Annotated in this window: 20 protein-coding genes; 6 read left to right on the top strand and 14 right to left on the bottom strand. The window is 73.6% G+C overall.

The window, feature by feature from the left end:
- Window positions 1–572: 572 nt before the first annotated feature.
- A complete protein-coding gene (locus ACFOSY_RS25455) occupies window positions 573–1580 on the bottom strand; it encodes a stage II sporulation protein M (RefSeq protein ID WP_394310896.1) in 1008 nt (335 codons plus the stop codon).
- 133 nt (window positions 1581–1713) lie between these two features.
- Here ACFOSY_RS25455 and ACFOSY_RS25450 point away from each other — a divergent pair, with 133 nt between their 5' ends.
- Complete coding sequence (locus ACFOSY_RS25450) at window positions 1714–2649, top strand: RDD family protein (RefSeq protein WP_394310894.1); 936 nt, start codon at window positions 1714–1716, stop codon at window positions 2647–2649.
- Window positions 2650–2669: 20 nt separating this feature from the next.
- Here the strand turns inward: ACFOSY_RS25450 and ACFOSY_RS25445 are convergent, their stop codons facing one another.
- From ACFOSY_RS25445 to ACFOSY_RS25405, 9 genes are all read right to left on the bottom strand, one after another.
- The gene (locus ACFOSY_RS25445; protein ID WP_394310892.1) at window positions 2670–3284 is read right to left on the bottom strand and encodes a hypothetical protein; all 615 of its coding nucleotides are present in this window, start codon (window positions 3282–3284) and stop codon (window positions 2670–2672) included.
- 116 nt (window positions 3285–3400) lie between these two features.
- Entirely contained in the window at window positions 3401–4858 is a 1458-nt protein-coding gene (gene ahcY, locus ACFOSY_RS25440) for an adenosylhomocysteinase (RefSeq protein WP_394310889.1), read from the bottom strand.
- Window positions 4859–5158: 300 nt separating this feature from the next.
- Window positions 5159–6139 carry a cation diffusion facilitator family transporter gene (locus tag ACFOSY_RS25435; protein ID WP_394310887.1) on the bottom strand — a complete coding sequence of 327 codons (981 nt, stop codon included), beginning with the start codon at window positions 6137–6139 and terminating at the stop codon, window positions 5159–5161.
- Between the two features lie 142 nt (window positions 6140–6281).
- Window positions 6282–7433, bottom strand: coding sequence for a mannose-6-phosphate isomerase, class I (gene manA, locus ACFOSY_RS25430; RefSeq protein ID WP_394310884.1), 1152 nt, complete (start codon window positions 7431–7433; stop codon window positions 6282–6284).
- Between the two features lie 99 nt (window positions 7434–7532).
- Window positions 7533–8651 carry an SIS domain-containing protein gene (locus tag ACFOSY_RS25425; protein WP_394310882.1) on the bottom strand — a complete coding sequence of 373 codons (1119 nt, stop codon included), beginning with the start codon at window positions 8649–8651 and terminating at the stop codon, window positions 7533–7535.
- A gap of 64 nt (window positions 8652–8715) precedes the next feature.
- Window positions 8716–8886 (bottom strand): Trm112 family protein, encoded by a 171-nt coding sequence (locus tag ACFOSY_RS25420; RefSeq protein WP_006134660.1) that lies wholly within the window; start codon window positions 8884–8886, stop codon window positions 8716–8718.
- Window positions 8887–9002: 116 nt separating this feature from the next.
- Window positions 9003–10367 carry a phosphomannomutase/phosphoglucomutase gene (locus ACFOSY_RS25415; RefSeq protein WP_394310879.1) on the bottom strand — a complete coding sequence of 455 codons (1365 nt, stop codon included), beginning with the start codon at window positions 10365–10367 and terminating at the stop codon, window positions 9003–9005.
- Window positions 10368–10439: 72 nt separating this feature from the next.
- Window positions 10440–12056, bottom strand: coding sequence for an L-lactate permease (locus ACFOSY_RS25410; RefSeq protein WP_394310877.1), 1617 nt, complete (start codon window positions 12054–12056; stop codon window positions 10440–10442).
- A gap of 129 nt (window positions 12057–12185) precedes the next feature.
- On the bottom strand, window positions 12186–12608 hold the full coding sequence (locus ACFOSY_RS25405; protein WP_006134663.1) for a DUF3499 domain-containing protein: 423 nt from the start codon (window positions 12606–12608) through the stop codon (window positions 12186–12188).
- A 352-nt stretch (window positions 12609–12960) separates the two neighbouring features.
- On the opposite strand from ACFOSY_RS25405, the gene ACFOSY_RS25400 reads away from it, so the two are divergent.
- On the top strand, window positions 12961–13341 hold the full coding sequence (locus ACFOSY_RS25400; protein ID WP_394310875.1) for a metallopeptidase family protein: 381 nt from the start codon (window positions 12961–12963) through the stop codon (window positions 13339–13341).
- A 19-nt stretch (window positions 13342–13360) separates the two neighbouring features.
- On the opposite strand, the gene ACFOSY_RS25395 is transcribed toward ACFOSY_RS25400, so the two are convergent.
- The 3 genes from ACFOSY_RS25395 to ACFOSY_RS25385 all read right to left on the bottom strand — a co-directional run bounded on the left by ACFOSY_RS25395 (window position 13361) and on the right by ACFOSY_RS25385 (window position 19211).
- Window positions 13361–14980 carry a DUF5719 family protein gene (locus tag ACFOSY_RS25395; protein ID WP_394310873.1) on the bottom strand — a complete coding sequence of 540 codons (1620 nt, stop codon included), beginning with the start codon at window positions 14978–14980 and terminating at the stop codon, window positions 13361–13363.
- Window positions 14977–18669, bottom strand: a complete 3693-nt coding sequence (locus ACFOSY_RS25390; RefSeq protein ID WP_394310871.1) for a glycosyltransferase family 2 protein — start codon at window positions 18667–18669, stop codon at window positions 14977–14979. Before ACFOSY_RS25390 ends, ACFOSY_RS25395 begins: the two co-directional genes overlap by 4 nt.
- A gap of 278 nt (window positions 18670–18947) precedes the next feature.
- Window positions 18948–19211 carry a WhiB family transcriptional regulator gene (locus ACFOSY_RS25385; protein ID WP_006134669.1) on the bottom strand — a complete coding sequence of 88 codons (264 nt, stop codon included), beginning with the start codon at window positions 19209–19211 and terminating at the stop codon, window positions 18948–18950.
- Window positions 19212–19934: 723 nt separating this feature from the next.
- Between ACFOSY_RS25385 and ACFOSY_RS25380 the strand changes: the two genes are divergently transcribed.
- Genes ACFOSY_RS25380 through ACFOSY_RS25365 form a run of 4 tightly spaced genes read left to right on the top strand, consistent with a single transcriptional unit; the run spans window position 19935 to window position 23828 of the window.
- A complete protein-coding gene (locus ACFOSY_RS25380) occupies window positions 19935–20468 on the top strand; it encodes a cysteine dioxygenase (protein WP_394310868.1) in 534 nt (177 codons plus the stop codon).
- A 41-nt stretch (window positions 20469–20509) separates the two neighbouring features.
- Window positions 20510–21469, top strand: a complete 960-nt coding sequence (gene cofD / locus ACFOSY_RS25375; protein WP_394310866.1) for a 2-phospho-L-lactate transferase — start codon at window positions 20510–20512, stop codon at window positions 21467–21469.
- Window positions 21466–22773: a coenzyme F420-0:L-glutamate ligase gene (locus ACFOSY_RS25370; RefSeq protein WP_394310864.1), complete on the top strand. Its 1308-nt coding sequence runs from the start codon at window positions 21466–21468 to the stop codon at window positions 22771–22773. The genes cofD and ACFOSY_RS25370 overlap by 4 nt, the downstream gene beginning before the upstream one ends.
- Before the next feature lie 50 nt (window positions 22774–22823).
- Complete coding sequence (locus ACFOSY_RS25365; RefSeq protein WP_394310861.1) at window positions 22824–23828, top strand: DNA-3-methyladenine glycosylase family protein; 1005 nt, start codon at window positions 22824–22826, stop codon at window positions 23826–23828.
- 395 nt (window positions 23829–24223) lie between these two features.
- Here ACFOSY_RS25365 and ACFOSY_RS25360 read toward each other — a convergent pair whose 3' ends face one another.
- Complete coding sequence (locus tag ACFOSY_RS25360; protein WP_394310859.1) at window positions 24224–25702, bottom strand: peptidoglycan recognition protein family protein; 1479 nt, start codon at window positions 25700–25702, stop codon at window positions 24224–24226.

Here is a 25702-nt window from a genome sequence, read left to right as displayed (position 1 = left end):
ACTCTCCGTGAATGTTTACCGGTACTCCGGTGCACACATCACGAGAGCGGAACGTCGGGAGGAATAATCCTGACGTTCACAGCGTCCTCGCTGTGTTTTCTTCAAAGGAACCTCGACCATCCGGAGATCCGGACGGACGGGGTATCAACATATCTGGCGTTGACTTTTGGCACGCTGTTGAGTTCTCAAGGAACGGACGCTTCCTTTGTACTCACCCTCTCGGGCTTTCCTCCGGGCGCTTCCCTTCGGTCTTGCGTTTCCGACTCTATCAGATCTTTTCGATCCGATTTCCTCGGTGCTTTCCAGGTCGACGCTTTCGCGCTTTCCTTTCCGGCGGATCCGACTTTATCAGAAGTTTCGGGGCGGATTGACCGGCCTTCGATTTCCGACTTGTCGGGGGTGCTTCCGCGGAATCTGTGTCCCTGCGGGAAGCCAGTAGATGTTCACCGTCGCCTTCAGGGTCAGAACCCCATCTCCAGGCAACTGTTCAAATCTACCTCCCCACCGGCTCCGCGTCAACGGCTCCTGTGGGGCGAAGAGGACACTAGCAGCTCGCCGGGGCCCGTCGCACATCAGGCGGCCGTGGGCACGTCCGCGCTTCGCCCGGATGCCTCGAGGTCCCCGGTCTCGCCGGCGCGGGCGGCTCGTCCGCCCACGAGGTAGACGTACGCAAGGAAGGCCAGCTCAGCTACGACGCCGATGGTGATGCGGGCCCAGGTGGGCAGGCCCGACGGGGTGACGAATCCTTCGACGGCCCCGGAGACGAACAGGACCAGGGCGAGTCCGATCGCCATCGCGAGGGCGGCACGGCCCTCCTCGGCGAGCGCGGTGCGCCGGGTGCGCGGTCCCGGGTCGACGACGGTCCAGCCGAGACGCAGGCCCGTGCCGGCGGCGACGAAGACCGCGGTGAGTTCCAGCAGGCCGTGCGGGAGGACCAGGCCGAGAAAGGTGTCGAGGCGGCCGGCGGAGGACATCAGGCCGAAGCCGACGCCCAGGTTGAGCATGTTCTGGAAGAGGATCCACAGCACCGGCAGGCCGAGGAACACTCCGAGGATGAGGCACAGGGCCGCGGCCCACGCGTTGTTCGTCCACACCTGTGCGGCGAACGAGGTCGCCGGGTTGCTCGAGTAGTACGTCTCGTACTGGCCGCCGGGGCGGGTCATCTCGCGCAGTTCCGCGGGCGCCGCTATGGAGGCCTGGACCTCGGGGTGGGTGCCTATCCACCAGCCGAGCAGCGCGGCCACAGCCGTGGAGACGAGCGCCGTCGGCACCCACCAGTGACGCGCGCGGTAGACCGCCGCGGGGAAGCCGTGGGTCAGGAACTGCGTGACGTCGCGCCAGGACGCCCGGCGGGTGCCCGTCACCGCGCTGCGCGCGCGGGCGACCAGCCGGCTGAGCCGGCCGGTGAGCTGGGGGTCGGGGGCGGCCGACTGGATCACCGAGAGGTGGGTGGCGGCGCGCTGGTAGAGGGTGACGAGTTCGTCGGCCTCCGCGCCGGTGAGCCGACGGCGCCGGCCGAGCAGGGCGTCGAGGCGGTCCCACTCCGCGCGGTGGGCGGAGACGAAGACGTCGAGGTCCATCGGTGTGCCTGCTCCTCGGCTGATCGTCGGCGGTCGCGCTGTCGGGCTGCTCGTACTGCTCGTACTGCGGTGCGATGTGGCATCAGCTTGGCAGACTGGCGGTGTCCGGGGCAGACCAGGAAGGGCGGCGGGCGTGAGTGAGCTGGTGACGGGCGAGGCGGTGGCGTTGGAGCTGCGCCCCGCGAAGCTGCCCAGCAGGGGGCTGGCCGTGCTGCTGGATCTGGCGGCGGCCGTGACCGTCTATGTCGTGGTCACCCTCGGTCTGGTGGCGGCGACGGCCTCTCTGGACGAGGCGGCGCGGACGGCGGTGTCGATCGCGACGTTCGTGCTGGTGCTGGTGGGCGGGCCGATCCTGGTCGAGACGCTGACCCACGGGCGGTCGCTCGGGAAGCTGGCGTGCGGGCTGCGGGTGGTGCGGGACGACGGCGGGCCGATCCGGTTCCGGCACGCGCTGGTGCGGGGGCTGCTCGGGGTGATCGAGATCCTGATGACGTTCGGGGTGGTGGCCTGTGTCGCCTCCCTGGTGTCGGCGCGCGGCCGGCGGCTGGGGGACGTGTTCGCGGGGACGCTGGTGGTGCGGGAGCGGGTGCCGGCCGGGCAGGGCGGTTTCGTGCCGCCGCCCCCGCCGTGGCTGGTAGGACGTTTCTCCGGGCTCGACCTGTCGGCGGTGCCCGACGGTCTGTGGCTCGCCGTCCGTCAGTACCTGACGCGGATGCGGCAGCTCGATCCGCGGGTCGGCTCGTCGATGGCGGAGCGGCTGGCGGCGGACGTGGCCGGGTGCACCGGGGCGCCGGTGCCTCCGGGGGTGCCGCCCGCGATGTTCCTGGCGGCGGTGCTGCACGAGCGGCAGACGCGGGAGGCGCAGCGGGCGTTCGGCGGCCCCGCCGCTCCTGGTGCTCCCCTTGCTCCCGCCGGTGCGGGTGTGCCGGTGCTGCCGCCGCCCGCCCATGCGCCCGCCGGCGTGTCTCCGATGGTGCCGCCCGCGACCACCCAGGCCGCCGGGAATCCGGTACCGGGCGGCGGCGCGTCCGCCGGGCGGCCGGCGACGGGGTTCGTGCCGCCCGCGTGAGCGCCGGCGGGGGCGGTCGTTCAGCCGAGGTCCGACGGGGGTGAGTCCAGGTCCTCCAGCTCGATCCCGGGCGCGGACAGGACGACGTCGCCGGCCAGGTGCACGGTGTGCTGTTCGCCCGTGTCCAGGGCTGTGACCTGGTACGCGTCCACGGTCAGGGGGCCGTTGTCAGTGGTGTGTGTTTCTCTGTCGACCAGCGCCCAGGACTGGTCCACGGTGCGGGGGGCGAGGACCGGGTCGGTGAAGGCGACGAGGCGTACGCGGGTGGCCGCGGCGGAGGGGGTGAGGCGCAGGAGACGGGCGGTGGCGACGAGGAAGGCGGGGGACGGGCCGGTGAAGGCGTGGGCGCGCACATTGCCTTCGGTGGCGTGGGTCCCGGTGGTGTCGGTGCGGACCCAGGTGACGCCGTCGAGGGCGGCGCCGCGTACCTGCCAGCCGCCGGCGTGCAGTTCGAGGCGGATGGGGCGGCCGAGCTCGTCCAGGGCGAGATCGACGGAGCCGCTGTGATCGCCCGCGGGGGTGGTCAGCTGAGCGACGTAGCGCCAGCCGGAAGGGCCGGGGGCGCAGTGGAAGTGTTCGTCCGCGAGGGGGGTGTGATCGTGCGGATCGTGGAGCGAATAGCGGCCGCGGGGCATGGGGGTCCTGGGTCGTGAGGGCGGGGCCGGGTCACCGGTCCGACAACGGGGCAGGCCCCCGGCACGGGGGTGCGGGGGCCTGCCTCGGGGCTCGGGCTCGGTGAGGAGCGGCCGGCTCAGTAGCGGTAGTGGTCGGACTTGTACGGTCCTTCCACCTTCACGCCGATGTAGTCGGCCTGGTCCTGGCGCAGCGTGGTGAGCTTGACGCCGAGCGCGTCCAGGTGGAGGCGGGCGACCTTCTCGTCGAGGTGCTTGGGCAGCACGTAGACGCCGGTGGGGTACTCGTCGGGCTTGGTGAACAGCTCGATCTGGGCCAGGGTCTGGTCCGCGAAGGAGTTGGACATCACGAACGACGGGTGGCCGGTGGCGTTGCCCAGGTTCAGCAGGCGGCCCTCGGACAGCACGATGATCTTCTTGCCGTCGGGGAACGTCCAGGTGTGGACCTGCGGCTTGATCTCGTCCTTGACGATGCCGGGGACCTTGGCGAGGCCGGCCATGTCGATCTCGTTGTCGAAGTGGCCGATGTTGCCGACGATCGCCTGGTGCTTCATCTTGGCCATGTCGGAGGCCATGATGATGTCCTTGTTGCCGGTCGTGGTGACGAAGATGTCGGCCTTGTCGACGACCTCGTCGAGCGTGGTGACCTGGTAGCCGTCCATCGCCGCCTGGAGCGCGCAGATCGGGTCGATCTCCGTGACGATGACCCGCGCGCCCTGGCCCCGCAGGGACTCCGCGCAGCCCTTGCCGACGTCGCCGTAGCCGCAGACCACGGCGGTCTTGCCGCCGATCAGCGTGTCGGTGGCGCGGTTGATGCCGTCCACCAGCGAGTGCCGGCAGCCGTACTTGTTGTCGAACTTCGACTTCGTCACGGCGTCGTTCACGTTGATCGCCGGGAAGAGGAGCGTGCCCTCACGCTGCATCTCGTACAGGCGGTGCACACCCGTCGTGGTCTCCTCCGTGACACCGCGGATCTCGGAGGACAGCTGGGTCCACTTCTGCGGGCTCTCGGCGAGGGTGCGGTTGAGCAGCTCCAGGATGACCCGGTGCTCGTCGGACTCGGCGGTGTCCGGGGAGGGCGCCTTGCCGTCCTTCTCGTACTCCACGCCCTTGTGGACGAGGAGCGTGGCGTCGCCGCCGTCGTCGAGGATCATGTTGGGGCCGCCGGTGGGGCTGTCCGGCCAGGTCAGCGCCTGCTCGGTGCACCACCAGTACTCCTCGAGCGTCTCGCCCTTCCAGGCGAAGACGGGGACGCCCCGCGGGTTGTCGGGCGTGCCGTCCGGGCCGACGGCGATGGCGGCCGCGGCGTGGTCCTGGGTGGAGAAGATGTTGCAGGACGCCCAGCGGACCCGCGCGCCGAGCGCGACCAGGGTCTCGATGAGGACGGCGGTCTGCACGGTCATGTGCAGGGAGCCGGTGATCCGGGCGCCGGCCAGGGGCTGGGCGTCGGCGTACTCCTTGCGGATCGCCATCAGGCCGGGCATCTCGTGCTCGGCGAGGGTGATCTCCTTGCGGCCGAACTCGGCCAGGGAGAGGTCGGCGACCTTGAAGTCCTGTCGGTTGTCGACAGTCGTCATTACGGGCTGCTCCTCGGATTGGGGTCGAGGTGGGTACGGCTGGTCTGCGCGACGGCGGACACAGGGGTGCCCGAGGAGGGCACAGGCATGCCCGCGTACGCGCAGCGCAGTCCGTCGGAGGCCCTCTCTCCCTCGGCCGGTCCGCGGTGGGACCGCCCGACCGCCATCAGCAGCGACGTCTGGCTCCGTCCCAAGCTACACCGACCCGCCCGGCGGGCCCCAGTCCGCCTCCGAACACATCAGGCCGTTCTGGGGCCGCGGTGCGGTCCCGGAACGGCCTGACGGCGTGACCGGGGAGGGTCAGTGCTCCGCGTCCGGCTGGGTGGGTCCGCCGGGGGTGGCCTCGGGGTCGGCGCCCTTGGCGGCCTCGGCCTCGCTGTAGATGTCGGGCTCGAGGTAGATCACCCGGGCGATCGGCACGGCGTCGCGGATGCGGGCCTCGGCGGCGTCGATGGCGGCGGCGATCTCCGCGGCGGTCTCGTCGTGCCGGACGGCGATCTTGGCGGCGACCAGCAGCTCCTCCGGGCCGAGGTGGAGGGTGCGCATGTGGATGATGCGGGTGACGGTGTCGCCGTCGACGACGGCGGCCTCGATCTTGCGGGTCTCCTCGACGCCCGCGGACTCGCCGAGCAGCAGCGACTTGGTCTCCGCGGCGAGCACCAGGGCGATCAGGATGAGCAGGACGCCGATGCAGAGGGTGCCGATGCCGTCCCAGACGCTGTCGCCGGTGGCGAGGGCCAGGCCGACGCCGCCGAGGGCGAGGACCAGGCCGACGAGCGCGCCGAGGTCCTCCAGCAGGACGACCGGCAGCTCGGGCGCCTTGGCGTGGCGGACGAACTCCTTCCAGGAGCGCCGGCCGCGCGTGACGTTGGACTCCTTGATGGCGGTGCGGAAGGAGAAGCTCTCGGCGATGATCGCGAAGACCAGCACGCCGACCGGCCAGTACCAGTGCTCCAGCTCGTGCGGGTGCTTGATCTTCTCGTAGCCCTCGTAGAGGGCGAACATGCCGCCGACCGAGAACAGCACGATGGAGACGAGGAAGGCGTAGATGTACCGCTCGCGGCCGTAGCCGAAGGGGTGCTCCGGGGTGGCCTCGCGCTGGGCCTTCTTGCCGCCGACGAGCAGCAGTGCCTGGTTGCCGGAGTCGGCGACCGAGTGCACGGACTCGGCGAGCATCGACGAGGAGCCGCTGAAGACGAACGCCACGAACTTCGCTACCGCGATCGCGAGGTTGGCGGCGAGTGCCGCCACGATCGCCTTGGTGCCGCCTGACGCGCTCATGTGTTCGCGTTGTCCCTTCGTACGCCGTTGAGGTCGAGGCAGGCGTGGGTGCCTGCCGCCGGGCCGGTGCCCGTGCTGTGACGGTGGGCCATTGTTGCAGCCGCGCCCTGCGACGGCGCGTCAGGTCGCCGTCATGGCCCGGTCAGAGGACGACGGTGGCCCGGAAGAGGGTGCCGGTACCCGAGATCGCGGCCTTCTCACCCGCGGGGACGAACACGGACTGTCCGGGCGTCAGGTCGTGCTCGCCCGTGTGGACGGCGCCGGCGGTGCAGAGCAGGATCTGCGGGGCGTCGAGGGTGAGGTCGTGGGCGGGGGCGCCCTCGGGAAGGACGTAGCGGGAGAGCCGGAACTCGTCGGTGGGGGTCTCGTAGACCTCCTCGTCGTCCGGGCCCGCCTCCGGGCGGAGCACGCCGGGGTCGGCGGCCTCGAAGCGGACGATGCGCAGCAGTTCGGGGACGTCGACGTGCTTGGGGGTGAGGCCGCAGCGCAGGACGTTGTCGGAGTTGGCCATGATCTCGACGCCGAGGCCCTGGAGGTAGGCGTGCGGGACGCCGGCGCCGAGATACAGCGCCTCGCCGGGCTGGAGCCGGACGTGGTTGAGGAGCATCGCGGCGATGACGCCGGGGTCGCCCGGGTAGTGGTGGGCGATGCCGGCGTAGGGGGTGTAGGGGCCGCCGAGGCGGTCGCAGGCGGCGGCGGTCTCCGTGACGGTGTGGGCCGTCTCGTCCGGGTCGGCGGTGAGGACGGCGGTGAGCACCTCGCGCAGCGCCGCCTCCTCGGGGTGGGCGTGCAGCAGGTCCACGTACGGCTTGAGGGAGTCCACGCCGAGGCCGTCGAGGAGTTCCGCGGCGCGCAGCGGGTCGCGGAAGCCGCACAGGCCGTCGAACTCGGTGAGGGCGCAGATCAGTTCGGGCTTGTGGTTGGCGTCCTTGTAGTTGCGGTGCGGGGCGGTGACAGGGACGCCGCGCCGCTCCTCGTCCTCGTAGCCGGCCTGCGCCTGGGCCCGGTCGGGGTGGACCTGGAGGGACAGCGGGGAGCCGGCGGCGAGGAGTTTGAGCAGGAACGGCAGACGGGGCCCGAACCTGGCGACCGCGGCGGCGCCGAGCTCCCGCTCCGGGTCGGCGTCGATGACCTGGGCGAGGGTGCCCCGGCCGGTGCGCGAGGGCGCGCCGGGGTGGGCCCCCATCCACATCTCCGCCTGCGGTTCGCCGGTCGGTTCGGTGCCGAGCAGCCGCGGGATGGCGGTGACGGAGCCCCAGGCGTAGGGGCGGACGGTGTTGTCGAGGCGGTCCATGGGGCTTGTCGCGTTCCTTCTGCCGGTTCTCGTGCTGCCGGTTCTCGTGCGGGCGCGCCGGGCCGGGCGCCCGCGCGGGGGGTCAGGGGGTCTTCGGCATCATCGGGGTGCCGAGGCGAGCGCCAGGTAAACGGCGGCGAAATCGGTGACGGCGATCAGCTCGGCGAGGGTCTCCAGTTCGCCGCCCTCCTCCGGCTCCAGCTCGCTGACCGGCGTGTCGTGGGTGAGGGCCAGTTCGCGGGCGGCGGGCGCGGCGGTGAGGCCGCCGAGGGGCCGGTCGCGGAGCAGCACCACACGCGCGTGCAGGGCGGGCGCCTCCTCCACGCGGTCGCGGAAGAAGTCCTCCGGGTCGGCCCGGGCGGCGAGCGGACCGGCGAGCAGGGCGCTGTGCGCGGCGAGGGCCTCGGGCAGTTCGGCGACGACGGCGGGGGTGCCGGACAGTTCGGCGAGCGCGGCGGCGAACCGCCGTCCTGCCGGTCCCGCCGAGACGCCCTCGGTCCATACGACGGGCAGCGCGTCGGCGAGTTCGGCGGCGAGGGTCTTGGCCGCGTTGCTGTACGTGGCGACGGCGGGCCCGCAGCGTTCGGCGACGGCGTCGAGGCGGTCGGCGACCTTCTCCAGGGCGTCCGGCGGCGCGGTGAGCAGGCCGGTGCGGTCCAGCGGGGTGAGCAGCGCCCACAGCACTCCGGGCGCGGAGGCGGCGAGGGGTTCGTCGTGGTCGTAGGGCGCGGTGGCCATGGGGACGAACAGGCCGTGGCTGCCGGAGACGGACTCGGCGAGCGGGGTGCCGGCGGGGGCGACGGCGACGACGGTGAGGCCGCGGCGGTACGCCTGCTCGGTGAGCAGGGACAGGCCCGGTTCGGTGCCGTCCGGGGTCGCGATCAGCAGCAGGTCCACGGACCCGGTCCAGCCCGGCAGTTCCCAGCGCAGGGCGCCGGCGGCGGGTGCGACGCCGGTGGGGGCGAGGCGGGTGACGGGGCTGCCGGCGCCGGCCAGGGTGCCGAGCAGGTCGGCGGTCTGGGTGGCGGCGGCGCCGGGCCCGGCGATGAGCACGGCGCGGGGGCGGCCGTCGGGCTTCAGGTCGCCGACGCCGGCCTCGGCGGCGTGCCGTGCCGCGGTGCGGACGCGGGCGCCGGCCTCGGCGGTGCCGCGGAGCAGGGCGCGGTGGTCGGCCTCGGCGAGGCCCTCCGGTGAGTCGAGCAGCGATTCGTCGAGCATGGGCGACAGGCTCCGATCGGCGGGGCGTCGGCGGTACGCGGGGGCTCCGGGCGCGCGGCTGCGGCTACTGGGGGCGGCGGGCCTCGTCGACGAGGAGGACGGGGATGCCGTCGCGGACCGGGTAGGCGAGTCCGCAGTCCTGGCCGGTGCAGACCAGCTCGGTGTCCCGCTCCTCGAGGGGGGAGTGGCAGGCCGGGCAGGCCAGGATCTCCAGGAGGCCGGCTTCGAGAGGCATGAGGGTCCCTTCGCTGGTGGATGTGCTGGTCAGGGTACCGCCGGTGAGGGCCGCGCGGCGGGTCCGGGGCGGGGTGCGCGAAGCGTCCGCCGCCCCGGTGGCCGATGGTTGGGCGGTTACTGCCTGATCAGGGCGAGTGCCTCGTCGCGGACGCGGATCATGGTGGCCTCGTCCCGGGCCTCGGCGTTCAGCCGCAGCAGCGGTTCGGTGTTGCTGGGGCGAACGTTGAACCACCAGTCGGCGGCGGAGACGGTGAGGCCGTCCAGCTCGTCGAGGGTGACGCCCTCGCGGCCCTCGTAGGCGGCGCGGATCGCGGCGAGCCGGGCGGCCTGGTCGTCGACGGTGGAGTTGATCTCGCCGGAGCCGGCGTAGCGGTCGTACGCGGCGACGAGCGCGGACAGGGTGCCCTGCTGCTCGCCGAGCGCGGCGAGGACGTGCAGGGCGGCCAGCATGCCGGTGTCGGCGTTCCAGAAGTCGCGGAAGTAGTAGTGGGCGGAGTGCTCGCCGCCGAAGATGGCGCCGGTCCTGGCCATCTCCGCCTTGATGAAGGAGTGGCCCACGCGGGTGCGTTCGGGGGTGCCGCCGTGCTCGCGGACGACCTCGGGCACGGACCGGGAGGTGATCAGGTTGTGGATGACGGTGCCCTTGCCGCCGTTGCGCGCGAGTTCGCGGGAGGCGACCAGGGCGGTGACGGCGGAGGGGGAGACCGGTTCGCCGCGCTCGTCGACGACGAAGCAGCGGTCGGCGTCGCCGTCGAAGGCGAGGCCGAGGTCGGCGCCCTCCTCCCGGACCCGCTTCTGCAGGTCGACGAGGTTGGCCGGGTCGAGCGGGTTGGCCTCGTGGTTGGGGAAGGTGCCGTCGAGCTCGAAGTACAGGGGGACGACGGTGAGCGGCAGTCCGGCGAGGACGGTCGGGACGGTGTGGCCGCCCATGCCGTTGCCGGCGTCGACGACGACCTTCAGCGGGCGGATGCCGGTGACGTCGACGAGCGAGCGCAGGTGGGCCGCGTAGTCCTCGAGGGTGTCGCGGCGGGTGACGGCGCCGGGGGCGGCGGCCGGTTCCGGGGCGCCCGTGCTGCTCCACTCCTCGACGAGGGCGCGGATGTCGGCGAGGCCGGTGTCCTGGCCGACGGGGGCGGCGCCGGCGCGGCACAGCTTGATGCCGTTGTACCGCGCCGGGTTGTGCGAGGCGGTGAACATCGCGCCCGGCAGGTCCAGCGCGCCCGAGGCGTAGTAGAGCTGGTCGGTGGAGCACAGGCCGATCTCGGTGACGTCGGCGCCCTGGCCGGCCGCGCCGCGCGCGAAGGCGGCGGACAGGCCCGGGGACGAGGGGCGCATGTCGTGGCCGGTGACGACGGCGGTCGCGGCGGTCACCCGGACGAAGGCGGCGCCGAAGAGCTCGGCGAGCGACTCGTCCCACTGGTCGGGGACGACCCCGCGCACGTCGTACGCCTTCACGATCTGCGAGAGATCAGCAGCCACGGCCAGCCCTTCCGGAAGTCCTGTCGGTCACCACAAACTACCCGTAGCGTCCGGCACGGCCGTCGCGGAGGTTCACGGCAGCATCCAGCCGAGCACCGCCGTGCTCTGGCCCACCACGATCAGGCACATCACGAGCAGCAGGCCGAGGCTCCAGGGCAGCACCTTGCGCAGCAGGTCGCCCTCGCGGCCCGCGAGCCCGACGGCCGCGCAGGCGATGGTGAGGTTCTGCGGCGAGATCATCTTGCCGAGCACGCCGCCGGAGCTGTTGGCGGCGGCGAGCAGTTCGGGCGAGAGGCCGGACTGCTGGGCGGCGGTGACCTGAAGGGCGCCGAACAGGGCGTTGGCGGAGGTGTCGGAGCCGGACACGGCGACGCCGAACCAGCCCAGCACCGGGGACAGGAAGGCGAGGCCCGCTCCGGCGGCCGCCACGAAGTGGCCGATGGTGGCGGCCTGGCCGGAGAGGTTCATGACGTAGGCGAGGGCGAGCACGCTGGTCACCGTGAGCAGGGCGAAGCGCAGTTCGCGCACGGTCTCCAGCCACTCCCTGACCGCCACGCGCGCGTGGACGCCGAGGACGACGGCGGTGGCGAGCCCGGCGAACAGCACGAGCGTCCCGCCGGTGGAGACGAGCGGCAGGCTGAACATGTTGCCGGAGACGGGCTCGCCGTCCGGGTTCGCGACGTCCAGCAGCGGCCAGTTCCAGGTCCGGGTGGCGCCGGCCAGCCAGTCCTTGACGGCCGGGATCTGAGCGACGGCGAAGATCGCGACGATCAGCGCGTACGGGGTGTACGCCCGCACCACCTCGCCGCGCGGGTCCTCGGCGTCCAGCTCCTCGCTGCGGGTGCCGGTGAGCACGGAGGCACGTACGGACTCGGCGGCGGGCACGCGCGCGTGGGGCACGGCCATCAGGGCGCCCGCGCCGACGAGCGCGGCGCCGATGTCGGCGAGCTGGGCGGAGACGAAGTTCGACGCGACGAACTGCGCCACGGCGAAGGCGACGCCGCACACCAGGGCCGGCACCCAGGTCTCGCGCAGCCCGCGCCGGCCGTCGACCAGCCACACCAGCACGAGCGGCACCACGAGGGCGAGCAGCGGGGTCTGGCGGCCGACGACGGACGCCACGGAGTCCAGCGGCAGCCCGGTGACCTGGGCGAGTGTGACGACGGGCGTGCCCATCGCGCCGAACGCCACCGGCGCGGTGTTGGCGACCAGCGCGACCACGGCGGCGCGTACGGGGTCGAAGCCGAGGGCGACCAGCATCACGGCGGAGATCGCGACGGGGGCGCCGAATCCGGCCAGGGCCTCCAGCAGGGCGCCGAAGCAGAACGCGACGACGAGGGCCTGGATGCGGGGGTCGTCGGAGAGGCGGCCGAAGGAGCGGCGCAGGATGTCGAAGTGGCGGGTGCGGACCGTCATGCGGTAGATCCACAGGGCGTTGACGACGATCCACATGATGGGGAAGAGCCCGAAGACCGCGCCCTGGACGCCGCTGGAGAGCGTCTGGCCGAGCGGCATCCCGTACGCCAGCCAGGCCACCGCGACGGCGGCCGCCAGGCCGATGAGGCCCGCGAGGTGCGCCTTCATGCGGACGCCGCCGAGCAGCACCAGCACGGTCAGCAGCGGCAGGGCCGCCACGAGGGCGGAGAGGCCGAGCGATCCGGCGACGGGTTCCAGTTCCTGGACGTACACGAGCGCCTCCCGGATTCCGCCATGCGAAAGCGATTTCTCGCTGGGTCACCGGAATGGTCGTGTCCGCGCCAAGCAGGCGTCAATGGGTGTGCGGTGAAGGGATGTGACGGGGCGACCGGGCGCGCGGCCTCAGTTGTCCGGGGAGCGCAGAACCCGCAGGTGGCCGCGGCGGGCGACCTCCATCGGGTCGGCGCCGCGCGCGCCGCCGCCGGCTCCGGCCGCCCGCTCCTGGGGGCGGGCCGCCTCGCGCACGGCGTTGGCGAGCGCTTCCAGGTCGTCCCCGCTGGGCTGCGCCGGGGCGGACCCGTCGAGCAGGCGGACGACCTCCCAGCCGCGCGGCGCGGTGAGACGCTCGGAGTGCTCGGCGCACAGGTCGTAGCAGTGGGGTTCGGCGTAGGTGGCGAGCGGGCCGAGGACCGCGGTCGAGTCGGCGTAGACGTACGTCAGCGTCGCGACGGCGGGACGGCCGCAAGCGGTGCGCGAACAGCGACGTACAGGGCTCACGACGTTGGACGGTACCGCACTCTTGAGCGGGCCGCGACGACTCTCCACCAGGTCACTCCCCCGTGTCGGGGTGTGAAACGCCCCACATACCCCAGGAAGCACACCTCTGTGACCAGGCGGTACGCCGGAACGGCGGCTTTCGGCCGGTTCTGATTCCGGTCACCAGTCGGCATAAACACCGTCAAATGCCTTGAGGTCTTCGGTCAGGGAGAGATACGGAATCGAGCCCAACCTTGGCTGAAATGGTCACGTTCTGACATGGCGCGCGGGTCGGCCGGAAGGCGCGTGGGCGTGGGGCGGCGCGGCGGCACGGCGGCTACCCTTCGCAGTGATGGACAGCCCCGTGACTCCTCGCTCCGCAGGCCCCGGGCCCCGACGCCGTGACCGCCACGGCCGGGGCATGCGCGGCCCGATCGCACCGCCCCAGGTGCCGCTGGCCGCCAGCCGCGCGGACGCGTTCGCGGACCTGGTGCAGGACTCGGTGGAGCGGCTGGAGCGGCGCTGGCCGCAGCTCGCCGACATCGATTTCCTGGTGCAGGACGTCCCCCGGCTGGACGGCGCGGCTGGGCCCGGCTGGGACGAGACGGTCCCGCTGGGCGGGACCGTGACGGCGCGCGACGGCCGCCCCGCGCGCGTGGTGATCTACCGGCGGCCGGTCGAGATCCGCTGCAAGGGCCGCGACGAGCGGGCGGCGCTGGTCCACGAGGTCGTGGTCGAACAGGTCGCCGACCTGCTGGGACTGACCCCCGAGACCGTCGACCCCCGGTACGGCGAGGACTGAGGCGCCGGGGTCCGCGCGGTCACTTCTGGAGCACGGACAGGTCCTCGCTCGCGTCCGGCACCGCCACCATGCCCCGGTCGTCCGGGAGCGGCTGGACCGTGAAGAACGGGACGCCGCCCTCCGTCGAGGCCAGGGTGCGCGAGGCGTACACCGGACCGCCCGACCGCGTCTCGACCGTCAGCGCGTAGCTGCCCTTCAGGCCCGCGGGCACCGGCGCCTCGATGTCCTGCGTGGTGCCCGACTTGATGGTGTACGTCTTCGTCTGCGGCGTGCCGCCCTTGGTGCCCGCCGAGGCCGTCACCTCGATCTCGGCGCCGCCCTCGGGCGCGGTCACCGAGAGGGTGGTGCCCTTGGCGGTGTTGTCCAGCGCCGTCGCCCGCGTCTCGAGCGGCCGGGCCGCCGGGACGAACGCCGACTCCTGCTTGCCCTCCTCGCCGCGCAGCACCCGCACCGCCGCCACCACCGGCACGGAGCCGCCCGGCGCCGTCAGCACCAGGGAGCCCGCCTCGCCGCGCGTGAGGTCGCCCAGGTCGAAGCCGGCGGTCATGCCGCCCTTCAGGTGCAGCGTCTCGTTGCCGGCCGGGGTGATCAGGCCGGACGGGGAGGCGAGCTGCACCTTCAGGTCGACGTCGGCGTCCCCGGGCGTGAAGGCGACCAGGCGCACCGCCTTGGCGTCCTTCGGAATGCCGGGCAGGACCAGGCTGCCCGACGGGTCGGCCGACGCGGGCAGCCAGTCGCCGCCCGTCTCGTCGTCCAGGGCCTGCACGGCCGCGCCGACCCGGCCGCTGCGCACAACCACGTGCACGGTGACGTCGGTCTGCTTCTCGGCGGTGAGCGTGGACAGCAGCAGCGGCTCGGCGGAGCGCGGCTTGACCGTGACGCCCTCGCCCACCGTCGTCTCCAGCTCCCCGTCCTTGCCGTAGAGCTCGATGTCGACGACGGCCGCGGAGTCGTCCGGGTTGGTCAGGTGGATGTAGTCGGTGCGGCTGTCGTCGGTGCTGGCGCCGGGGAACCAGAACTGCGTGTCTGCGGCGGAGCAGGCGACGCCCTGGAGCCCGCGGCCGGTCCCCGCGGCGACCTCCGTGGTCTGCTGCGCGGCCCAGCCGGACGCGAAGCGGCCGTCGGCGGTGCCGACGAGGGCGGGGGCGTCCGACCCGTCGGCCTCGACGGTCACGGGCTTGCCGGGCGCCTGGAGCTGGAGGACGGGCTTGTCGGCCTTGTCGTCCTTCGCCGCGTCCTTTCCGCCCTGCTCGTCCTTCTCGCCGTTCTCGCCGTTGTCGCCGTTCTCGCCGTTCTCGCCGGTCGAGCCGTCGTCGGCGTTCTCGCCGTCCTTCTCGTCCTCGCTCTTGCCGTCCGCGTCCTCGCCCGGGACCGACTGCTGCGCGGCCGCCCGCAGGACGGCCGTGCCCTTGTCGTCAGCGCCCTCCGTGACCGGGGTGAACGAGGTGTACGTCGTCTCGGCGAGGTCGGAGGTGCTGGGCTGCGGGCACAGCAGGCCGGTGCGCTCCACGGGCAGGGTGGCCGCCGCCCCGGTCCGCTGCTCGGCGGACCCGGGGTCCGGCGCGGAGACCGCGGCGAAGCCGGTGACGGCGGCGAGCGCGGTGGCGCCCGCGATCAGGGACAGGGTGGTGCGGTTCACTGCTGGCTCCCGTCAGGACGCTCGTTGCCCGTGCCGTTGGGGTCGTACGCGGGGTCGTAGCCCTGCGGGTACGCCGTCCCGTCGTATCCCTGCGCGTACGTCTGGTCGTAGCCCTGCTGCGGGGCGCCGTAGCCGTACGGGTCGTACGCGCCGTCCTGCTGCGGGTAGCCCTCCGCCGGGTACTGCTGTCCGCCGTAGGCGTCCGCCGGGTACTGCTGCTGGTAGGGCGCGGCCGCGTAGGCGTTCTCGTCGTAGCCGGCGTTCTCGTCGTAGCCGGTGTTCTCGTCGTACTCGGCGTTCCGGTACTGCCCCTGGTCCCAGTCGCCGTAGCCGGCCTGGTGCGGGACGGACGCCGGGAGGTGCTCCGGCGGGGCGGGCAGGTCGGACTCCGCGTCCGTGCCGTCCATGCCGTCCGCGGCGTCCACGAGCTCCGGGTCGCCGTCCGTGCCGTGGGCGGCGGCCGCCGCCGCGGCCTCCGCCTCGGCCTGGGCGCGCAGCCTGCGGGCCCGGCGGCCCTCGCCGGCCACGGCCTCGGCCGGGACAGGCGCCTCCTCGGGCAGGTCGTCGTCGATGTCACGGCTGCGGCCGGGCAGCGCCATGACGACGAGGACCAGGGCGAGCAGGCCCTGGGCCCACATCCACAGGGTGTGGGTGAACGGCTCGTCGTAGGTGACGTCCAGGGCGCCGCCGGACGCGGGCAGTTCGAAGCCCTGGGCCCAGCCGTCGACCGTGGTCGGGGTGAGCGGCTCGCCGTCGAGGGTGGCGGTCCAGCCCTCGGCGGCGGAGTCGGCCAGGCGCAGGACGCGGCCCTCCGCGCCGTCCTCGATCTCGGTGTGGATCTCGACCGGCCCCGCGGCCACGGGCTCCGGCTCGCCCTTGCCCTCGGCGGGCACCACGGCCGCGCGGGCGACCTGCCGGTCCACCCGCCACAGCGCGCCGCCCGCCTGCTGGCTGAGCCGGCTCAGGCCGGGCGTGGCGTCCAGCACCCGGGTGACCTCGCGCGGGGCGCCCGAGTGCACCAGGACGTAGCGGACGGCGAAGCCGCCGAGCTGGTCGGCCTGATCGGCGCCGGAGCCGGCGACGAGGTTGGCGACGACCTTGTCGAGCAGGTCGTTCTCGCCGTCCTGGGCGGCGATCTCCGCGTCGCCCATGCGGGCCCCGGAGCCGCGCACCAGGACGTAGTCGACGCGGTCGGCGGAGTCGGTGTCGAGGACCAGGGTGCGGGCCTGGTCGCGGGTGGCGCTCTCCTCGGCGACGAACGCCGGCACCTGCACCGGGTCGCGCCGCTCGACGGGTCCGTCGGCGCCGCGGATCATCCAGCCGACGGCGAGGATCAGCGGGCCGACGGCGCAGGCCAGGGCGATCAGCGCGGCGACCGGCTGGCGCCAGCCGAAACTCTGCTCGGCGACCCGCGCGCGGGCGCCGTCGGCGCCCAGCGTGCCGGCCGCCAGCAGGGCGATGCCCTGGACGAGGGTGGCGGGGCCTGCCCAGGCGGAGTTGTTGGACAGGACCGCGAAGACGAGGCCCACCAGGGCGGCCGCCCAGGCGGTGAGGATCGCCGTGCGGCGCTCGGCGCGCAGCAGGGCGGCCAGCGCGGCGAGGACCAGGCCGATCAGCAGCAGCCCGCCGCTCGTGCCGGGCCCGCCGGGGCTCGCGCCGAGCAGGTCGAGCGGCGACGCGGCCGACGGCCCGTACGGCAGTCCGGCCTCCGTGAAGAAGCCGAACGGCAGCAGGGACAGCGACCAGGGGGCGAGCACCAGCAGGGGGCTGCCGAACTGCGCCAGGAAGCGCGGGCCGTAGGCCTTGAGGTCGGACCTGCGCAGGGCCAGCACGCCGATGCCGAGGATCAGCGCCATCGGCCACACGATCGGGGTGAAGGCCGTGGTGAGGGTGAGCAGCAGCGCGTACGCCCAGGTGGCGCGCCAGCTGCCGCGGCCGTCCGGGGCGGTGAGGCCGCTCGCGGCGATGCCGGCGCGGGCGAGGAGGGGCAGCAGCACGGCGAGCACGGCCGTGCCGATACGTCCCGCGGCCAGGGCGCCGGTCGCGGCGGGCAGGAAGGCGTAGGCGACGGCCGCCCAGGCGCGCAGCAGACGGGACTCGACCAGCGGGCGGGAGGCGAAGTAGGCGGTGAAGCCGGCCAGCGGCACCGAGCAGACCAGCAGCACGGTGACGGCGAGGCCGGTGGAGCCGAGCAGCAGGGTCGCGAGCGCCGCGACGACCGCCAGGTAGGGCGGTGCGGTGCCGGTGCCGCCGGCGCCGACCGCGTGCCAGGCGTCGGTGTAGCGGGCCCACAGGTCGCCCGCGGCGGCCGGCGCGGGCAGCAGGGCGCCGCCGGCCAGCGCGCCCCCGCCGAGGAGCTGACGGCATGCCACCAGCGAGACCAGCAGCAGCGTCAGGAACAGCACAGGTCCCGGACGGCGGGCGATGCGCTTGAGGCGGGCGAACTGCTCGATCTCGAGGAAGTCGGCGTCGTCGCCGCCGGGTCCGGACTCGATCGCGCTGCCGTGCCGGCCGGCGCCGGAGGCGGCCTCGGGGTCGGAGCGGCCGACGAGGTTGCTCGCGACCTGCTCCACGGTGACGCGGACGGTCGCGCCGGGCGGCGGGAACAGCGGCCGCAGCTCGCCCTTGTCCACCTGCGGGCTGCCGCGGTCGCGGCGTCCGGCGAGGATGCGCTCGGGGCGCAGCAGGACGCCCATGAGGCCGCGGATCTCGTCGACGGCCTGCCCGGGGACCTTGCCGACCAGGTAGGCGAGGGTGCGCAGCAGCGTGCCGAGGACGACCCTCAGGAGCACCCAGGGCAGGGCGGCGGTGCGGGTGTTGACGAGGAGGGTGTGGACGGCGCCGGCCTTGTCCACCTTGTGCGGGGAGGCGGCGGTGCGGCCCACGCAGTCGACCGTGCGGCGCTCGCGGGAGGCCGCCTCGGCGTGCCGGACGACCGCCTCGGGCGCGACGAGGACCCGGTAGCCGGCGGCGTTGAGCCGCCAGCACAGGTCGACGTCGTCGCGCATGAGCGGCAGGTGCCGGTCGAAGCCGCCGAGCTGCTCGAAGAGATCGCGGCGGACGAGCATGCCCGCGGTGGACACGCTGAGCACGGGGCGTACGTGGTCGTGCTGGCCCTGGTCCTGCTCGCGGCGGTCCAGGCCGGTCCAGCGGCGGCCGGAGTTGGCGATGGAGACGCCGACCTCGAGGAGCTGTCTGCGGTCGTACCAGCCGCGGAGCTTGGGGCCGACGACGGCGACGTCCTCACGGCCGAGCTCGTACTCGTTCTCCACGACGCGCAGCAGCTCGGCCAGCGCGTCGGGCTCGGGGGCGCAGTCGTCGTGCAGCAGCCACAGCCACTCGACCGGTTCGCCGTACGGCAGTTCGGGAAGGTCGTAGGCGTCGTCCCGCCATTGGCGGGTGACCGGGTCCCAGCCGCTCGGCCGCTTCAGGTACGGCAGGTCGTCCGGGGTGAGGTGCGGGGCGCCGCGGTGGCACTCCTCGACGGCCTGGCCGAAGCCGGTGCGCCGGGCGAGGTGCAGGACGCGGTCGTCACCGAGGGCCTCGGTGACCAGCCGGGCGGAGTCGTCGGCGCTGCCGGTGTCGGCGGCCATGGCGAACTGGACGGGGCGCTCCTGGCCGATCAGGCCGGCGAGGGCGTCCGGGAGCCAGCGGGCGCCGTCGTGGGAGACGAGGACCGCGGTCACCACGTGACGCGGGAACTCTGGTGCGGCAGCGGAATCCTGACGGGCTGCCGTGTGGCTGTGCACGGACATCGAGGTACGGGCCCCGGTTCGGTGGACTGTGGGGACGCCCGTGCCCGATGGGGGCGACGGGGCGTCTCGGACGAGCGCCCACACTATCGGCTGCACAACAAGGGGGCCCGCCGCCTGTGGACAACCCACCGGCGACGGGCCTTAAGTGCCGTTTGTACGAAGAAGTGTGTGGATATCGGGAGTGCGCCGCGGGGCGCCCCGGGCGCCGCGCGTCAGACGGCGGCCTTCTTGAGACGGCGGCGCTCCCGCTCGGACAGGCCGCCCCAGATGCCGAAGCGTTCGTCGTGGGCGAGGGCGTACTCGAGGCACTCGGAGCGGACCTCGCAGGCGAGGCAGACCTTCTTGGCCTCCCGGGTGGAGCCGCCCTTCTCGGGGAAGAAGGACTCGGGGTCGGTCTGGGCGCACAGCGCGCGCTCCTGCCAGCCGAGTTCCTCGTCCGCGTCGTCGACCAGCAGTTGCTGCACCAGCTCGGTCATGTGCGCCCCTCGTCCGTCTTTCGCGTCCCCGTGATGTGGCCGTTACCGATTCCGGCTGAACGACACGAGTGAAATTACAAGTGTGCTGCTCCGGGCGAGTCAAGCCGAGATCTGCTATTGAGCCCCTTATTCACTCTGCGGAACCAAGGCCGAGCGGAAAGTGTTCAAATCACCCTAAACCTTGACACACGTACGGGACCCGCGAGGGCGTCCGACCCCACGCAGAGCCTCGTAAGAGAGGACGCCCAGAGGATCGATCTCGTTCCGACACCCCTGCCGCGGCGATCCGGATCACAGTCGGATCACAGGATCGCAACGGCGCACGGGGCGCCCGGCCGTGCGCACCTTGTGTCCCGGCAGCCGGGTGAGCAAACCTTTCACCTGCCAGATGCACCGGATGAGGTGAACCGGATCCCACATACCGGGCGTCGAGTTGACTTCGGTGGTGTGAACCGCTCTCCTTGTGGGCATGCTCGCGAATCCGGCACTCACCTCGACCCGCTCCGCCGGGTTCCTCGGTGCTGCCCGCGCTCGCTGTAGCTGTCGCTGTACCGGCTGTTGAGCCACCGCGCTCCCGCCGCCGCCGCGTCCCTCAGGGACCCGGCCTCCCCCTGCTGATCCGCTCCCACCGGGGCGCCCCCTGCCGCCCGCCCGCGACCCGGGCCTCACGCGGCGCCACACCCCCACCGCCCCGCCTCATCCGCGCCGAGGACCCCCGTACCCATGAACAGCGACAGCGACCTCCAGATCGCCGGCGACATCCTCGAAGTCCCGCACCTGCTCCAGCCCGAGCGTGAACACCCCGCCACCGTGGCCGAGTTCGCCGGCCTGGCCCGCGCCGTCGCCGCCGACCGCGCCCAGTGGGAACCGCTCGTGCGCTACGACGCCACCACCCGCTGGTACCACCGGCTGCGCACCGGGCCCGGCTACGAGGTGTGGCTGCTGTCCTGGGTGCCCGGCCAGGGCAGCGGACCGCACGACCACGGCCGCTCCTCCGGCGTGCTCACCGTCCTGGACGGGGCGCTGACCGAGCGCACCGACCGCGCCACGCGCGTGCTGGCCTCCGGGGCGCAGCGGGTCTTCGCGCCCGGCTACGCGCACGACGTCGTCAACGACACCCTCGAACCCGCCGTCAGCCTGCACATCTACTACCCGGGCCTGACCGAGATGCCGATGCGTCCGCCGTCCCGGCTCCGCCCTGCCGCCGCCTCCCCCGCCGCCCCGCACTGCGAGGCACGCCCGGCAACGGTCCGGTGACTGGCTGACGCGATGTCGTAGCGGCCTGCGAGGATGGCCCCATGCGCATTGTGGTTCTGGCAGGCGGCATCGGCGGTGCCCGTTTCCTGCGCGGTCTGAAGCGGGCCGTGCCGGACGCGGACGTCACGGTCATCGGCAACACCGGCGACGACATCCACCTCTTCGGGCTGAAGGTCTGCCCGGACCTCGACACGGTGATGTACACGCTCGGCGGCGGTATCGACGAGGAGCAGGGCTGGGGGCGGAGCGACGAGACCTTCCACCTCAAGGAGGAACTCGCGGCCTACGGCGTCGGCCCGGACTGGTTCGGGCTGGGCGACCGCGACTTCGCCACGCACATCGTGCGCACCCAGATGCTCGGCGCCGGCTTCCCGCTCAGCGCGGTCACCGAGGCGCTGTGCGACCGCTGGCAGCCCGGTGTGCGCCTCATCCCCATGACCGACGACCGCGTGGAGACGCACGTGGCGGTCGAGCTCGACGGCGAGCGCAAGGCGGTCCACTTCCAGGAGTACTGGGTGCGGCTGCGGGCCTCGGTGCCCGCCCAGGCGGTCGTGCCGGTCGGCGCGGAGCAGGCCAAGCCCGCACCGGGCGTCCTGGAGGCGATCGGCGAGGCCGACGTGATCCTCTTCCCGCCGTCCAACCCCGTGGTGTCCGTCGGCACCATCCTCGCGGTGCCCGGCATCCGCGAGGCCATCGCCGACGCGGGCGTCCCGGTGGTCGGCCTGTCGCCGATCGTGGGGGACGCCCCGGTGCGCGGCATGGCCGACAAGGTGCTCGCCGCCGTCGGCGTGGAGTCCACGGCGGCCGCGGTCGCCGAGCACTACGGCTCCGGGCTGCTGGACGGCTGGCTGGTCGACACCGTGGACGCGGCGGCCGTGGAGCGGGTCGAGGAGGCGGGCATCCGCTGCCGGGCCGTGCCGCTGATGATGACCGACGTGGACGCGGCCGCCGGGATGGCCCGCGAGGCGCTGGCCCTGGCCGAGGAGGTCCGTACGGCATGAGCGAGGCGCACCCCGCCTACCGGGTCTGGGCCGTCCCCGGCCTGCCCGAGGTCCGTCCCGGCGACGACCTGGCCAAGCTGATCGCGTCGGCCGCACCCGACCTCGCCGACGGCGACGTCCTCCTGGTCACCTCGAAGATCGTCTCCAAGGCGGAGGGCCGGATCGTCGAGGCCGCCGACCGGGAGGCCGCGATCGACGCGGAGACCGTACGGGTGGTGGCCCGGCGCGGCCCCCTGCGCATCGTCGAGAACCGGCAGGGCCTGGTCATGGCCGCCGCCGGCGTCGACGCCTCCAACACGGCCCCCGGCACGGTTCTCCTGCTCCCCGAGGACCCGGACGCCTCCGCGCGCGCGATCCGCGAGGGCCTCCGCGACGCGCTCGGCGTCGAGGTCGGCGTGATCGTCACCGACACCTTCGGCCGCCCCTGGCGGGCGGGCCTGACCGACGTGGCGATCGGCGCGGCGGGCGTCCGCGTGCTGGACGACCTGCGCGGAGGCACCGACGCGCACGGCAACCCGCTCGCCGCGACGGTCGTCGCGACCGCCGACGAGCTGGCCGCCGCCGGCGACCTGGTCAAGGGCAAGGCGACAGGCCTCCCCGTGGCGGTGGTCCGCGGCCTGCCGCACACGACAGCATCCGACGACACCGAGGGCGCCCGCGCCCTGGTCCGCGGCGCGCGCGACGACATGTTCCGCCTCGGCACGTCCGAGGCGGTGCGCCAGGCGGTCACCCAGCGCCGTACGGTGCGGTCCTTCACGGACGAGCCGGTGGACCCCGGTGCCGTACGCCGCGCGGTCGCCGCGGCCGTCACCGCCCCGGCGCCCCACCACACGACGCCCTGGCGCTTCGTCCTCCTCGAGAACCCCGAGACCCGCACGCGCCTGCTCGACGCCATGCGCGACGCCTGGATCGCGGACCTGCGCCGGGACGGCAAGTCGGAGGAGTCCATCGCCAAGCGGATCCGCCGCGGCGACGTCCTGCGCAACGCGCCCTACCTGGTCGTGCCCTGCCTGGTCATGGACGGCTCGCACCACTACGGCGACGCCCGCCGGGACGGCGCGGAGCGGGAGATGTTCGTCGTCGCCACGGGCGCGGGCGTGCAGAACTTCCTGGTGGCCCTCGCGGGCGAGCGGCTCGGCTCGGCGTGGGTGTCGTCGACGATGTTCTGCCGCGACGTGGTCCGCCAGGTCCTGGACCTGCCCGCCGACTGGGACCCGATGGGCGCGGTCGCGGTGGGCCACCCGGCCGAGGCGCCGCGCCCCCGCCCCGAGCGGGACGCCGCCCGGTTCACCGAGGTGCGGTGAGCGAGGCCCTACCCTCGTAGGAGCTCTTCACTCTCACCCCGGGGGACCTCGTGGCCGGACGCTTCGCTCCCCGCCCGACACGGACCACCGTGCGCGGCGGCCATGTGGCGATGCCGTCGCCGCGCGCACCGCACAGCGCACCGGCCTCCCCCCGGACCCGCACCTGGATCCCGGACGGCCCCCTGGACCTGGGCCTGGTCCTCGGCCCGCTGCGCCGAGGCACCGGCGACCCGACGTTCCGCACGACCCCGGACGGCGCCGCGTGGCGCACCAGCCTGACCCCGGTGGGCCCCGGCACGCTCCGGGTGACCCGCGTCGACGACGCCGTCCGGGGCGAGGCGTGGGGCCCCGGCGCGGACTGGCTCCTGGACCGCCTCCCCGAACTGCTCGGCGCCGCCGACGACCCGTCCGCCTTCGTTCCCCGGCACCGGCTGCTGGCGCACACCCACCACCGCCTGCCGGGGCTGCGGCTGCTGCGCACCGGGCTGGTGCTGGAGTCGCTGATCCCGTCGATCCTGGAACAGAAGGTCACCACCGGGGAGGCGTACCGGGCGTGGCGGCTGCTGGTCCGCAGGTTCGGCGAGCCGGCGCCGGGGCCCGCGCCCGAGCGGATGGCGGTGATGCCGGCGCCGCGCACCTGGGCGCTGATCCCCTCCTGGGAGTGGCACCGCGCCGGCGTCGACGACAAGCGGGCCTCGACCGTGCTGCGCGCGGTGCGGGTCGCGGCGCGGATGGAGGAGGCGGCGCGGATGCCGCCGGAGGAGGCGCGGGCGCGGCTGGAGCTGGTGCCGGGGATCGGGCCGTGGACGTCCGCGGAGACGGTGCAGCGCAGTCATGGGGCGGTGGATGCGGTGACCGTCGGGGATCTGCATCTGCCGGGGATCGTGGGGTGGGCGTTGGCGGGGGACCGGGATGCGGACGACTCCGTCATGCTGGCGTTGCTGGAGCCGTATGCGGGGCAGCGGCACCGTGCGGTGCGGTTGATTCTGTTGAGTGGGAGGACGCCTGCGCGGCGGGCGCCTCGGATGCCTCACGGTGACATCGCGAGTCTTTAGCACTCCGTGCGGGGGGTGCCGTACGTGTGCGGGGCACGCCTTGCTTTCTGGTGACCCGGCGTTGGTGTGGGCCGGGGGGTGTCTGCGCAACTCGGCGCCGGCGAGGTGCCGCCGCGCCCACCCGTGCCGCCCTAGGCGGCACGAATGCCCGCGGTTGGCGGGCGACCGCCCGCGGCTAGCCGCCGACGGCGGGGAGGGGGCGGGGTGGGGGTGGGCGCCCGCAGCGGCTGGCGCGTCCGCGCCGTTCACTTACCAGTGCGCACTCTCGCGCCAGACCGAGGACGTCCACCCCCAGCGCGACCCCGCACCACCACCCCACCCTGGGCGCTACGCCCGCCCCCACCGCACCGCAACCCTGCGCCCAGGAACGGAGCGGCCGGCCTTGGTCGGCTTGCTCAGCGGCCCTGGTACTTGGCCGCCTTCGACCGCACGCTGCTCAGCTTCTTGTACAGCTTCCCCCCGGGGCACGAGGTGTTGAACCCGTCCCGGTGACCGGAGATCACCTTCATCTTCACCTTCCTGCCCTTCGCGTACAGGTTGCCCCCGCCGGACGTCAGGGACGTCTTCTTCTTCGGGTTCATGCCGTGCAGCCCCAGCTTCCAGGCGGTGAGCCGGGCGACGGCCTTCACCGCCTTGGACGACGGCTTCTTGGATCCGTAGGAGCCGATGACGGCGATGCCGGTCGTGTTGGTGTTGAACCCCATCGTGTGCGCGCCCTTCACCGGCTTCGCCACACCGCCGGCCCGGCCCTCGTAGATGCGGCCGCACTTGTCGACGAGGAAGTTGTAGCCGATGTCCCGCCAGCCCAGGCTCCTCGTGTGGTAGCGGTAGTAACCGCGGATCAGGGAGGGCGCCTGCGAGCAGGAGTAGTTGTTGCCGGAGGCGGTGTGGTGCACGAAGGCCGCCTTGACCTTGCTCGTGTAGACGAAGCTCTTCTCGCGCAGGCTCTCGTCCGCCCCCCAGCCGCGCCGGGTGACGATGGCGGGGCGGGGCCCGATGTACGGCTTGGCCCGCTGCTGCTCGGTCAGGTCGGCGCCGCGCAGGGCGGTGAGCTCCTCCCGCGTCTCCTCGGCGGTGAGGGAGGGGATCTCGACGGCGCCGAGCGGCACGAGGGCGGAGTTGGCGGCGGAGGCGGCCTTGGCCGCGGCGGTCATGACGCCCGTACGAGGCCCTTCGGCGCCCTCGGCGGACTCGGCGCCCTCGGCGGACCCGGCGGACTCGGCGCCCTCGGCGGCCCCCTCCTCCCCCGGATCCACCAGATCGAGCCGCAGCCCGGCCGGCAGGGCGGCGGACGCCTCACCTGACCCCACGTCAACCGGATCCACATCCCCCTGCGGCTCAGGCGCACCCCGCTCCACCGCCCCACCGGGCCCCCCGGCCCCCGTCTCCGGCAGCACCCGCACCTCGACCCCGTCCGACTCCCCCACCCACAGCGGCGCGGTGGCGCCCCGTACCCGCCCGGAGGCGGCCTCCGGGGAGTCCGGGTCCGCGCCGTGCTCGGTGTAGTGGGTCTCGACGTCCTGCCAGCCGGACCACTCCCCCGTGCCGGCCGCACGGGTGCGGACCTGCACGCGGCCGTGCAGGTCGGCGGAGGGGTCGTCCCAGACGACGCCGAGGAGGGAGAAGGTCCGCACCGTCCGGGGCTTCAGGCCGAGGACGGCGCCGGAGGCACGGTCGTGGGTGAGGGACTGTAGGGGCAGCGACTGGGTGCTGCCGGGGACATCGACTCGGGCGTCGGCCGTCTCCGCCGTACGCGTGGCCACGCCCGCCACCGGCACCCCCGACCCCGCGGACGCGGCGGCGGGAGGGGCGAGCGGAAGGGCGAGGGCCGCGGCGCAGGTGACGCCGATTGAGGAAGCAAGAATTCCACGCAT

Source organism: Streptomyces lusitanus (genome assembly GCF_042647945.1).
Lineage (GTDB): Bacteria > Actinomycetota > Actinomycetes > Streptomycetales > Streptomycetaceae > Streptomyces > Streptomyces pseudogriseolus.
The sequence above is the reverse complement of the archived record's forward strand: the minus strand, read 5'-3'. Positions and strand labels throughout refer to the sequence as shown.